The sequence below is a fragment of the Prevotella histicola genome (assembly GCF_055385135.1).
The window spans coordinates 693,183-706,930 of the sequence record NZ_AP043794.1 but is presented as its reverse complement, the minus strand read 5'-3'; the positions used below and the strand labels follow the sequence as shown (position 1 = coordinate 706,930).

The following is a 13,748-nucleotide window of genomic DNA, read 5'->3' as shown; positions in this document are numbered from 1 at the left end:
TAATCCCACACAAATAAATATTGAAACGGAGCATTTCTATGTGTAAAACCTAACTACAAAGTTATCGATTTTTTCTCAAGCAATGAAAAAGAAAGCTGGTTTTATAATCATAGATACTTCTCATCTGCCTCAAAAAACAACGCTAAACCCCTATGTATTTTTGTTTTTTAGTTGCTGTCACATTTAACATTTCAGGCAACTTATTGGTGATTAACGGGTTAGAAAGGTATGAGGAGTGACAGAAATGACAGGAAAATTGAAAATGATAAAAAACCAAGTGGAGATGGATAGTATGCAGGAATGAAGGGATAAAGATACGGAAGAATGAGAAATCAACCCTCGAATTCAAATTCGAAGAGTTGATTTCGCACTCCAAAACATTAGGGATTTTCGCCGATTACTCCCCCTTCCACTCGGAGAAGGGACGGGGTGAACCTCTAAAAGGAACGGGGTGAACCTCTAAAAGGGATGGTAGTGAACCTGTAATCCTACCTCTCCAACACCAGCATTGTCCAGTATTTGAGGGACGGAAGGGTGACAGTGAGGTAACCATCAGCCTGATGGAAGTCGAGAGATTGGGGTGATCCACCGTTGACATCGGGTGAAGCGGTCCACACTTTGCTCATCATTCCTGTTGTTTTGATGCGCAATGTGAGGTTCTGAAGCTGTTGTGGTTCAGGCATTGTACCGTCAAGATCACGCCATGACATACTGTTTGCCTGTCGGAAGTTCAGCAGTTGGATGACTTCCTTACCATCAAATGTCTTTCCATAGGCAGCAACTGCGCCCTGACGAGGGGGCCATGCGTTGATACTTACTGCCGAATCAGCAGCCGAAACATCCACGTTTGTCTCCTTTCCACCGTCACGAAGCAGGTTCTGATAGGCTGTCATGAAGTCGTAATAGCCCACAATAGCCTTGCGCAAGCCACTGTCCATCTGCGTTTTATGGTCGGGGAAGTACTCACTGTAGAGCATATGATCACCACTCAGCTCTATATGTGCACCTCCAAGGGCGAATATCACCGCATCCGTTAGCAGCACTCCCGGTGTGTTAAAGAACGGAAAGCCCTTCCGATAGTTCATATATGCTGCCAGAACGGTGTTCTTCTTGCCCTTACTGAAGTCACTATTTGCCTTGATAACGTTGTGAATATCACTGAACTTATCCTGCTCTTCCCACAGTTCATTATACAAAAAGTCGGTCTTTTCAGCCTCGGCAATCTCCTTTGCACCGAAGCTTGACACGGAATTCATCACCAGTCGGCGGTCGGGATTCTTTGCTTTCATGGCTTCAATGAAGGTGGCATAGCCTGCAGGGAGGTCCACCGGCTCACCGTAATAATCATAAACATCACCGCGTTTCCCCAACTGATCAATGTGGAAACCATCAAAATCAAGATGCTGATAGACGTCATTGCTACGGTCGGCAAAGTAAGATTGCCAACTCTTGTTCCCCGGATTGACGATCAGAATATCGCTTTTCCAATCCTTCGGCAGGTTATATCCGTCCTTCACACGGTGCTCTTTGTCCTTGAAGATGTACCATCTGTCGCTCACTCCGTCCTTTGCTGCATCCCGAAAAGCACCGAAACAGAGGTCATAATACATTGCTTTCATGCCGTAAGCATGCTGTGTAGCAATGTAATCCTGCAGCACCTGTGTCACAATCTGTCGGTTGGCTATGTCCTTATACGTTGTGAAGAGTTTTCCTTTCTTATTTATTCCGAGGGGCGAATGTTGCTTATACTGCCAGTCATAGAACTGTATTCCGTTCACATGACAGCGGTTGAGGAATGCCATTTCCCGCTCAATCACGTCCTTTGTCTTGCTTTTGTCATAGTCTGACACGAACCCATAACGTGGGAATCGTCCCCAATCACTCGACACATCCACGGCTGTTGTGGCAAGGACGGTGGGTTCGCCCGACTCCTTTTTCGTATATAATTCAACGAGATAGCCACGATAATCATCCTTTGGTGGTGTCCATGTCCATTGCGGACAGCTGAGTGTCTCGTCTCCGATGATGGTGTTTCCGTATCGATAACGCACGTGTGCACCATCAGGGAGAGTCCCTTCAAGCGTGAAGCGTACCGTCTCACCCGGTGCATAGTTCACCTTATTCTGCTGAATATCCATCCGTACGATGGTGCTAACAGTGGTATCAGACGGGTTGGTTTGTAAACGTTGAGCCTGTCCCACACCGTATGTCGCTGCACACAAGGAGACAGATAGTAATAAAGATCTTAAATCCATGGTTTATTGTTCGTTACTTAAATGATTTGTTTTTAGTTATCAGGTGTCGGTCTACAGACGATGGTTTAATCCGTCACAAACAGTTTCGGATAACGCTCACGCAGCTTCAAGGGACGGCCATTCTCCGTCAGACAGTGGGTTGACTCACCTGTAAAGACAATGTCATCACCCTTTCTGCCGATGTAACCATAGGTGAACTTAAAGACTGACACCGCCTTTAAATGTATCTCCACACGTATCTCATCCTGGAAGGTTGTGGGTTTACGGTATTGACATTTCACCTCCATCACTGGTGACACCACGCCTTCCGCCTCCATCTTCTCGAACCCATAGCCCAGTCTGTCGAGCATGTCAACACGTGCTTCTTCCATGATGCGGATGTAATTAGAGTGATGTGTGATACCCATTCTGTCGCACTCGTAGTACTTCACCTTGTGTATATATTCATTCATTGTCTTTGCTTTCTTCAATAATTTTCGTACAAAAATACATTTTTTTGACGATATAAACAACCCTTTACGTTGCTTTTTCAATGGTTAATACAGAATGACAAAGGTTTAAAGACAGAATGACATAAAGACAAAAATAGAAGGACATAAAGATAAACACACAAGGACATAAGATTAAAGACAGAATGACATAAAGACAAAAACACAATGACAGAGGAGTGAAAACATAAAGCATGTAAACAGCTCACTATGCTTTCTATTCTTCTTTAAGTCGAACTTCAGCAGCTTATTGATTCGTCCGTATCCGCCTTACCACTTCTGAAACTACTGCCGAGAAGGGTCTGTGTGAGAAGTGACACTTCAAGGTAGGCACGCTATTTAAGTACATGACAATTCATTGTCGTTTATTTTCTAATTTGTAATCTTTCAACGTGTAGCCAAGTTCAAGATTGAGTTTGTGGGCAAGTTGTTCCACCTCTTTCATCTGTTTAGGATTCATCGGACTGTCATAGAGCTGTTCGATAACACGGACAGGACCTATCGTATCTCTGACAAAGGGGTCTTCCACTATGTAAGAAGGACAGTAGAGGACAATGGCATTCAGCGACTCGTACACCTTAATAGAGTCGGGAATATGATAACTGTAGGTAGAAACTCGCCTCTCTATGGGTCCCCACACCTTGTAAATCCCTATCATATTATTGTCGAAGAAGTCAAACTCTCGCCTTACAAGGTAGTCGCCATCCTTACAAAAACAGGTGGCAGGGAGAAAAATATCACCCCCTATAAGTTGTAGGAAAACAGCCAATAGCCACAGTGCTATCCCTATCAACGCACTGTAAAGACGTATAACTAGTTTCCGTCTACTCTTCCGTGCGGCAATCATCAGGGCGATAGGCGACAATAGTGCAGCCCATATCAGTCCGTAAGTCAGTCCCCAACGCAGGTGTACATCGTCTGGCAAAAGCTCAAAAATCAGTCCGCAGAGTAGCATAGAACCAAGGTGTATCACCATTACAATAGATAGTTCCCTACGTTGTATATGTTCTTTCAGCCATTTCCATTGCCATTTCCACATATTGTCAAAGTTAGTTTTTCCGCAAATATACGTTTTATTTCCTTAACAAACAAAGTGAATGAGGAAAAAAGAGAGGTGGATTCACCACCAATCCCTCTATGATTGGAGAGGGAAGTAGCTACCAAGTTACGCCTATAAGATTGAGTTTACATGTACAACAGATGCCTTTTTAGCTACAAGGAGAGCTCATAAATGGCTGGCTATCGACACATATCGCAGGCATCAATACCATGCATTAGCAAAAGTATGCTGGTGTCTTGAGTGCTCTATCATCTGCAAAGGCTCTATGGATTCCATACATGTGCAAACAGAAATCAGCTTCCACTATACGCAATGTCTTTATATCATAATGCTGCATTCAGCCTCATCTTGCGAACTATGAAGTATCTTTACAAATTTAAGGGCTGATAAAATGCGAAATCAAAGGAAACATGAAAAAATAGACTTTGTAACCATCAAGATATCAATAGGTTACAGAGTGGCTTGTAAAAGGTGCCCTTTTGCATTGCAAAACATGCCCTTTTACACGTCAAAAGATGCCCTTTTGCAATGTAAAAGGGCGTCTTTTAGAAGGCAAAAGGGCGTAGATTGAAAAGCAGAAGGGAAAGAATTTGACAAAGAGAGGGCGGCAAGCACCAAAGAGGAGCGGCCTCCCCAAGCCCCTCCAGGGGAGGGGATGTCAGATAGGATACAGTGGTTTGTGGTGGGAGTTTGGGTTCTTAGAGTTGTTAAAGGAGATAAGGTATATATCATAAGGTATATTTCTTAAAATGCTTAACCTTTGTGATTACATATTTAAACATTAACTTTTGCAGCTGAAGCATTGGTTGTTTCATTTTCTCAACTCCCAACACTACATCTCCCGACAGACATATCCACTCCACCGAAGAAGCTTGAGGAGACTGTCCCTCCCCCACGCTTCATCTGCACAGTCTTGCCTTCTGAGGGTCGGGGAAAACCGTTTTGGGGTGCTTGACAGGCTGTTTTTACCTCCCAATTTTGCTTTTTTACCTCTCAAAGCCTAACTTTTCATTTCTCACTTCTCGTACAAGTAAATTGCATAAATTGTCATTTTTGTGCAATAAATAGTTTAATTCATTAATTAATTTCAAATAAATCTTAATAACGTTTGCTTTCATTGGGGAATTTTAATATATTTGCGAACAACTCTATCATGAGTCTTGAAAAACTCTTTTGTGAGTCTTGAAAAACTCAATTTTGAGTCTTGAAAAACCCTTATTATTAATTAAAACCATCAAAAGATGAGTAAAAGATTTACTAAACTTATTGCAATTTTCGCTGCAGCCATGGCAGTATTGCAAGTTTCCGCACAAGTGAAGCAAGAGGGAAAGAAGCCATTCCTCATTGCAAAGTCACAATCTGGACAGGAAACAGAACAACAGAAAGTAGACCAACTCAAGGCTTTCCCTACATTATTAGGAAAGACACTGCCCAAGGAAAGCCCATCGCCGTTCTTCACTCCTATGGTGAACATCCGCCAAAAGATGCCGAAGAACCTGGTAACGGTTAACCCTGAGGCTATCATGTGGGCTAACATTGTATCAAAAGACCTCGGTGGTATGTTCTCTTTCCACCCTGTAGAGCCTATTAACTTTACGCAGTTGGCTGACTACTCACAGGCTTTCTTCAACGGTGGTAGTGGACTCGTCGGCAACGAACTCCACGGTATGTTCCTTGATACCAGTATGTCTTCACTCGGTATCATTCTTCTTAAGCACTTCGCTTTCAACATTACAAACTGGCAGATAACGGAGGAACCAGCGTATGTAAGCGACTTTGCACTCCTCGCTCTTGAGACTGCTAACGATCCAAAGACGGGTGAAGTGTTCGGCGAATTCTATACTTCTGACCTCGATCACTTCGAGTGGGGTGTGATTGATTACACCAACCTGACCCGTACAACCATTGCTACTGCACAGCATTCTTACGTAGCACTGGGTATTGCCGATGATGGTTTCGCATACGGTATCAGCAAGGAAGGCGACCTTTATCAGATTGATCGCAAGACAGGTGCCGAGACTTTGAAGGGCTCAACAGGTGTGAAGGTCACCGATGATGATGGTCGTTACTATCATCAGAGTGGTGAGTTCGACACCCGTACCAATGAGTTCTACTGGGCATCTACAGATAAAGACGGTAAGTTCCAGCTCTATACGGTCGACCTCAAGACGGCTCATGTGACACCTGTTGGTAGTTATCCAACACCGCTTACACTCATGGCACTGAGCTTCCCAGCCGTTCCTACAGCCAGCGGAGCACCTGCTGCAGCAGACAGTCTGCGCACAGAATTCACAGCAGGAGCACTCTCTGGTAAGGTGAAGTTCAATGTTCCAACCAAGAAATTCGATGGTAGTACACTGACAGGTAACGTTGATTACGTCGTCTATGCCAACAGTTCGGAAGTGGCAAAGGGTACTGCCGAGCCTGGTAAGGAGATATCAACTGACGTAACAGTTGATGAAGGTGTGGTTAACTTCATCGTCATTCTCAACAATGAAGCAGGTAAAGGACCACGCGCGAAAGTATCTATTTACGCAGGAAACGATACGCCTGACATCGTAGACAGTCTGACACTGACACTTGATGATGCTGGTCTTGCCACCGTAACATGGAAGGCTCCAACAGGAGGTATGCACAATGGATACCTCGGTCAGCTTACTTATGACGTCTTCCGCAACGTAGGTGGCAAGTCTGAAAAGGTTTCTTCAGGTCAGACAGCAACCCAGTTCAGCGAGACAATCACCAAGGGTAAGCTCTCATCTTACTCTTATTCCGTACAGGCTATCAACTCAACGAAGAAGAGTGCATTGGCTACTACCGACGGAAAGATATATGGTAACGCATTGGAAGTACCGTTCTTCGATGACTTCACAACACAGGAGAGCTCTAAGCTTTACACCATTATCGATGCTAATAATGACAATAGCACATGGTACTGGAGCAACTCAAAGGGTGGCGTCTTCAAGTGTAAATACCACTCAAAGAACCATGGTGACGACTGGTTGATCACTCCTCCAATCCACATGAAGCCTGGTAAGACTTATAATGTGTCGTTCAAAGCAATGGCTATTGGCGGCTCTACTTATCCAGAACGCCTGGAAGCAAAGTGGGGAACGGACAATACTGCCGAGGCAATGACAGGAGAAATTCTTCCTCCAACAGTACTCAACAGCAGCAATTACAGAACATTCACGGGTAAGATAAAGGCTACTACCGACGGAAAATACTATGTTGGCTTCCACGGTATATCAGATCCTAACATGTTCTCTATCTTCCTTGACTCATTAGAGATTGAGGCTGCAGCTGACGAAAGAGCGCCTCAGATGGTTCAGAACCTCACCGCTACGGCTGATCCTACCGCTGCTTTGAAGGCTACATTGAAGTTCAATGCACCTACAAAGGCTGTCAACAAGACTGATTTGACCAGCATTACGAAGATTGTTATCCGTAGTAACGAGCGTCTTGTTAAGGAGATTGCTAACCCAACACCTGGTAGTGCACTGGAAGTTGTTGATGATTCAGCTGCTCAAGGTGTGAATACGTACGACATTGTGGCTTACAATGATGCTGACTTTGGTGAGAAAGCAACTGTAACAGTATATGTTGGACAGGACATTCCAGTGATGGGTAAGATCGCAACAACCGACCTTGTGACATCTGCTAATCTCAAGTGGGACGTTCCAACAGGTGCCCATAAGGGTGTGATACTCCCTGATGAGGTGACCTATCAGATTAATAATGTGACCGACGATGGCGACCTTGGCGACGAGCTTGCTAAGATAAAGGGTCAGACGGAGTACACGGTTACGGGTCTGAACACCAACGAAGGTGAACAGAACTATAAGCACTGGGCTATCAAAGCATCAAACGCTGCAGGTGAAAGCAAGTGGGTTGCTGGCGGAATCGTCGTTGGTAAACCTTACACATTGCCATTCCATAACAGCTTCAAGAACGGTTCTATCGAAGGACAATTCATTGGTTTGGAACGCTCAAGCAGCAGTACTTCATGGTCACTGACCAAGGATGTATCCTGTGATGATGACAACGGAGCACTCATCTTCAACCCTTCAAAGCCTGGAACATCAGCACTCGTAACTGGAAAGATCAGTCTACACGGAGCCGATGCACCGAAGTTGGTATTCTACTATCGTGCAGATAAGGATGCACAACAGAAGGTTGAACTGCGCTTTACCAAGAAGAATGGTGAGGTAACAGACCCTGTTTGGACCAGTGAAAAGGCTAATGCCACCACAACCAATGGTGAATGGAAGAGCTTTATCGTTGATGTTCCTTCTGAATTGACCAACGAAGACTTCGTATTCCTGCGCATCATAGGTATTGCTGACAGCATTACTAAGGTGCCAGTGTACATGGATAACATCAACATCGTTGACCCATTGCAGAAAGATGCGACCGTTGAAGTGTCTGCAACAGACAATGTTAAGAAGGGACAGATGGCAGAAATCAAGGTTAAAGTGACCAATATCGGTCTTGATAAGCTGGAGAATGCCAAGCTGGAGCTCACCGTTAACGGTAAAACAATCAAGGAAGAGAACCTTGATGGGCTCAATCTGCTACAGAAGAAGGAATATAAGGTGGACTACAGAACCACTACTCTCGACAAGTCTGACGCTCTTAACGTGAAGGCTTCGGTTACTTATGAGGACGATCTCGACCCAGATAACAATGAGTCAGAGGCTGTTATCAACTGTACAGCAGCTGATGTTGCAGCACCAAGGAACCTCAAGAACGTCAAGGTTGACGACAATAAGGTGAAACTTACATGGGATGCTCCAACGTCAACCATCGAACAAAAGACCGACGACTTTGAGAGTTACGAGGCTTGGAGTACTACTTTCGGCAACTGGACTACCGTTGATGAAGATCATGGTACTGCTGCTCCGCTTGCCAAGGGAGCTGAATACAAACACCAAGGTGAGCAGTTCGCATTCATGAACTGGCAGCCTTCAGACATATTCAAGACTGGTCAAGGCCTCGATCCACACTCTGGTAACAAGTCACTCGTAGCCATTTACCAGACAGGAGCAGACAAAAAGCTCACTGCTTCAAGCAACTGGCTCATCACTCCAATGCTTTCTGGTAAGGCACAGACCATCAGCTTCTGGGTTAACAACGTCAACTCAAAGGATAAGTCATATGGTAAGGAGAGCTTCGATGTCCTCATCTCCAACACTGACAACCAAGTAGCAAGCTTCCAGAAGGTGGGAGAAACACATGAACAAGGTGATGCTAAATGGAATGAAGTGAAGGTAGATGTACCTGAAGGGACAAGATATTTCGCTATACATCACAACACTTCTAAGGACCAGGCATTCGTCTTTATGATTGATGATATCACCTTCGAGAGCAGCACAGGTCCTGTTTCATACAACATCTATCGTGATGGTGAATATCTATCTAACAGCATCAAGCTGGAGAGTGGTGATGTTACCGTTGACGGAACAAAGCATAACTACAGCGTAACTGCCGTATATGCTGACGGAGCAGAGTCTGATCCTGTTTCTGTTGACGTGACAACGATCATCCAGAAGGTAGGTGCTAACGGCGAGATTCTATATGATGTCTACACACTCGACGGCAAACAGGTTCTCAAAGATGCGAAGAGTCTGAAGTCATTGGGCAAGGGCGTCTATGTCATCAACGGCAAAAAGACCATCATAAGATAATGAACAGAACGCGATCCATACAACAGGATTGATAAAAACGGAGCCGGAGCCTCACAAGGGTTGCGGTTCCGTATCTGTGTTTTTATATACATTAAGTAAGAGAAAAGCTGGCTTGTCACCGGACAATGATTATCTTTCAGCGTGCTAAAGACACCGAAGCCAGACATAACAAACAACCATACGATATTATGGACTTCAAGAAACGATTATTTGTAGGACTGCTATTCACACTCACAGCAGCACTCACAGTAACGGCAGCACCGAGATCTAAGGCTGCCATAAAAGCCATAGCAGCCAAAGTCTTCAAGCAATCACCAACGCTGATGACGACACGTGCAAGTAAAGATGAGCCCAGAGCGCTCCTCGCAAACAAGGCTTTCACAGTCATGGGATACGACAATGGTGGCTTTGTCATCGTCAGTAACGATGACCTTCTGCCTGATGTCATCGCCTATTCAAACACGGTTTTCGACAAGAACACAAACAACGAGAACTTCAAATGGTACCTCTCGGCAGCGGAAGAGGCTATCAAAGACATTGTGAAATCTGGTAAACCACGCACCATGGTACCTCCCGACCAGAGCAAATATGCGGCTGAAATACCGTCATTCCTCACTGCTCGATGGGGACAAGAGAAGCCTTACAACGACCTTTGTCCTGAAGGTACAACGTCAGGAACGGGTAGTTGGCAAGGATATGGCAGCACTGGACGAACCTTAACGGGGTGTGTTGCCACCGCAATGGCGCAGATCCTGTATTACATTGGGTGGCCTGAGCATGGCATTGGGACCCATTCCGTAAACGTAAAGCAGGCTGATGGCAGCAAAAAGAAGTTAACTGTCAACTATGAAGAGAGTGTTTACGACTGGGGAAACATGATAGACAGCTACAGAGGACACTACTCTAAGGAGCAAGGTGAGGCTGTTGCCAGACTGATGTTGGACTGTGGTGTGGCAGCAGACATGAATTATGCCACCGATGGTTCGGGAACTTTCACCGAGAATGCCTGCCAAGGACTAAAGAGAAACTTCGGTTTCCCAGAGACAATACAGATGTTGAAGCGCCGCAGATACACCGAAAAGGCATGGATGGACATCGTATACAACGAGCTCAATGAGCGTCGTGCCATCCTATATACGGGTGTTGACCTCAAGAACGGTGGTCATGCCTTCGTCATTTGTGGATATGATGAAGCCGGAAAGGTATGGGTCAACTGGGGATGGGAAGGCTCTGCCGACGGATTCTATGACATTGCACTCCTCAATCCACGATCAATGAAGTTCTCAGATGACCAGGATATGATCATCGGTCTTGAAGGTGAAAAGGCTGAACTCGTGCAGGATACCGTCACAGTTGAGACTCCTGGAACACTCGACACACTCATTGCTGACAGCACAAAGAGTATGATTTCTCTGTTGAAGGTCAATGGTAAGATCAACTCTTCCGACCTCCGTACCATCCGCCAGATAGCTGGTAACAATGCAGACGGGACTATTCAGCGCAGCTCTTTGGCTACACTCGACCTCAGCGATGCCGTTATCGTAAGCGGTGGAGAGCCTTATATCGTTGACGGTAAACGCGAGTTGACAACGAAAGACAATGAGATTCCTGAGCGGGCATTCTTCAATTGCAGGTCAATACGTAACCTTATCTTACCGAAAACAATCACTTCCATCGGCGATGGAGCCTTCGGAAGACTGAGCAGACTCGACTCTTTAGACATCCCAACAGGTGCTGACAAGAGCTATCTCTTTGATGGTAAGGCGCTGACAACAACCGATGGGACTGAGGTCATCGCTGTTCTGCCAAACAACAAGGGCGACTATGCTGTGGCAAAGGGCATCAAGAAGGTTCATGACTATGCTTTCTCTGGATGCAGTAAGCTGACGAAGATTGTCCTCCCGAACACCATTACAACCATTGGTGACCAGGTTTTCTCTGGCAATAACGCCCTCGCTATCATCCGTCTTTACAGCAAGACAGTACCTACATTGGGCCGTAATGCCTTCACAGACATCAGCAAGAGCGAGGTGAAACTGCAGATTCCTTCTGGAACAAAGAACCTCTACAAGCGCAATGCACAGTGGAAGGACTTCGACATTGTTGAGTTTGGCACTACAGTAAAGGCTCGCAGCACCGTTCGTCCATACGGAAGTGAGAATCCAAAGTTCGGTTGGCAGCTCAAGGGCGACTATGTTGAAGGTACGCCAGAACTGACATGCGAGGCTACAAAGACCTCTCCTGCAGGTAGATATACCATCGTTGTGAAGCGCGGAACGATAACGGAAGAGCAAGTGGAGTTCTCCAATGGCTTCCTCATTGTGCAGAAAGCATTGGCTGAAATGCATGCTAAGGACGTGACGATAGAGACCGGTCAGACGCCAACATTCGGATATACCGTGGACAGTCTGCAGAACAATGAGACGACAGTCACACTGACCAAGGAGCCAGTCTTCACCGTTAAAGACAGCGAAGGCAAGACGATTACTACCTTCGATGCACCAGGTAAGTACACCATTGAGGTGAGTGGAGCTGAAGCAAAGAACTATAAGTTCAACTATTCTCCTGCCGTTCTCACCGTTAAGTCTACTGCCAACGGCATCAACAGCACATCACGCAATGCGACAACGGCTACCTTTGATGTCTATAGCCTCAACGGTACCTGTGTTGCCAAGGGTGTAACCAGCCTCAAAGGCCTTGCCAAGGGCGTTTACTTCGTCAATGGTAAGAAGCTGATAGTTAAATAACTCAAAAAGCACTTCCCCACCCCCTGAGAAGGAGATGGGGAAGTTTTATTGTAAAACAAATTCACGATTAGAAAACAGAAGACGCCCTTTCGCATGGTAAAAGACGCCCTTTTACCATGCAAAAGAGCATCTTTTACAGTGCAAAAGGGCACCTTTTACAACCCTCTTTGTAACCTCTTGTATTCCAAAAGGTTACAAACCCGAAAATAACACATAATCACTTATATGGCAGTAAACCATCAAAGAAAAACCGTAAAGATATTTCATAATAACAGAAGGATCCTTCTTCACACACGGAGACTCCGTCGTTTGAACCCCATAACAAAATTATTCAACAGACATAAAATAATGACTGAAAGTGTTTGCGTCCATCACGGACTTTTCATATATTTGTGAATGAATCGATCATGAACGCTGAAACGACCTTTCTATTAATTAAAACCATTAAATATGAGTAAAAGATTTACTAAGCTGATTGCATTGTTTACTGCAACCATGGCAGTATTTTCAGCATCTGCACAAGTGTTGCCAGTAAACAGAACACCACGTTATACTTGAGTTCGGGATAAGTTTAGTATGAAAAAAGTTCCAACTGCCTTGATTTTTCCACATACACTGGCAGTGCCTCTGGCTTGTTCTCAAAGAAGCAGTATGCTGTAAGGGCAGAACACAAGTTCATGATAAAGTTGTGTATCGAGCGGTGTCTTGAGTGAACAAGGTTGGCTTTGTTCTTGAGTAGTTCGTTAATGCACTCGATAATGTATCTTTTCCTCAGCATAATCTTGTCCCACATAGGCATCAGTTTGTTCTTCATCTTAGCCTTGAGCCCATGAACGAGTTGGATACCTTGACTGAACAGACTATCAAAGAGTTCCTGCTTGATGTACCCTCTATCAGCAAAGATCTTCCCAAATAAGACCTTTGCAAATACCGTCCATACCCTGCTATCTCTGTCATCCACATTTGCTCCTGTAAGACAGAACGTTATCACTTCACCAGAATCATTGCATAGCAGGTGCAGCTTGAATCCATGACACCAGCCCATGGTACCCTTTCCGTCCTTGGCGAGGCCGGCAAAGACTTTGTTGTAATATCGTCGTACATTGTGACATACGGGTATCATTGTGCTGTCAACGAATGTTATACCCGTACACTTGCCGAAGGCATAGAGCTTCATGAACAGCATCATCTTAAAGAACACTCTTGGCATGAGTTCAACGAAGCGGTTATAGGAAACCGCGTCGGGAAAATCCTGACGCATCACCCCTTTGACCCAATTCAAATAATACTCCTTGAAATTGCGATATGCGCCGAAATGATAGCATACCAAAATGGTCATAATCTCACTTTCCGAGAGTCTGCCCTTGCGGTTTCGGTAGCGTTTGCCGTCACTGTTATGGGACGGTAGACGCAGGTTTTTCGCTAATTCGGCACTCAAATTCTTATCAAACTCGTCGATTATACAGAAAATTTCAGTAACTTTGTCCTTGGTAATCATCGTTCAAAAATCT

Annotated in this window: 6 protein-coding genes; 2 read left to right on the top strand and 4 right to left on the bottom strand. The window is 45.0% G+C overall.

Annotated features, from left to right (window positions below):
• Nucleotides 1-488: 488 nt before the first annotated feature.
• From ACZ48L_RS11580 to ACZ48L_RS11570, 3 genes are all read right to left on the bottom strand, one after another.
• Nucleotides 489-2,255 carry an endo-dextranase gene (locus tag ACZ48L_RS11580; protein ID WP_025792907.1) on the bottom strand — a complete coding sequence of 589 codons (1,767 nt, stop codon included), beginning with the start codon at nucleotides 2,253-2,255 and terminating at the stop codon, nucleotides 489-491.
• A 65-nt stretch (nucleotides 2,256-2,320) separates the two neighbouring features.
• Complete coding sequence (locus tag ACZ48L_RS11575) at nucleotides 2,321-2,707, bottom strand: acyl-CoA thioesterase (RefSeq protein ID WP_008822915.1); 387 nt, start codon at nucleotides 2,705-2,707, stop codon at nucleotides 2,321-2,323.
• 391 nt (nucleotides 2,708-3,098) lie between these two features.
• Complete coding sequence (locus ACZ48L_RS11570) at nucleotides 3,099-3,782, bottom strand: hypothetical protein (protein ID WP_025792906.1); 684 nt, start codon at nucleotides 3,780-3,782, stop codon at nucleotides 3,099-3,101.
• Between the two features lie 1,262 nt (nucleotides 3,783-5,044).
• Between ACZ48L_RS11570 and ACZ48L_RS11565 the strand changes: the two genes are divergently transcribed.
• Nucleotides 5,045-9,490: a choice-of-anchor J domain-containing protein gene (locus tag ACZ48L_RS11565; protein WP_025793036.1), complete on the top strand. Its 4,446-nt coding sequence runs from the start codon at nucleotides 5,045-5,047 to the stop codon at nucleotides 9,488-9,490.
• A 125-nt stretch (nucleotides 9,491-9,615) separates the two neighbouring features.
• Nucleotides 9,616-12,237, top strand: a complete 2,622-nt coding sequence (locus ACZ48L_RS11560) for a C10 family peptidase (protein WP_242401774.1) — start codon at nucleotides 9,616-9,618, stop codon at nucleotides 12,235-12,237.
• Nucleotides 12,238-12,808: 571 nt separating this feature from the next.
• Here the strand turns inward: ACZ48L_RS11560 and ACZ48L_RS11555 are convergent.
• The gene (locus ACZ48L_RS11555) at nucleotides 12,809-13,735 is read right to left on the bottom strand and encodes an IS982 family transposase (protein ID WP_006045714.1); all 927 of its coding nucleotides are present in this window, start codon (nucleotides 13,733-13,735) and stop codon (nucleotides 12,809-12,811) included.
• Nucleotides 13,736-13,748 lie beyond the last annotated feature (13 nt).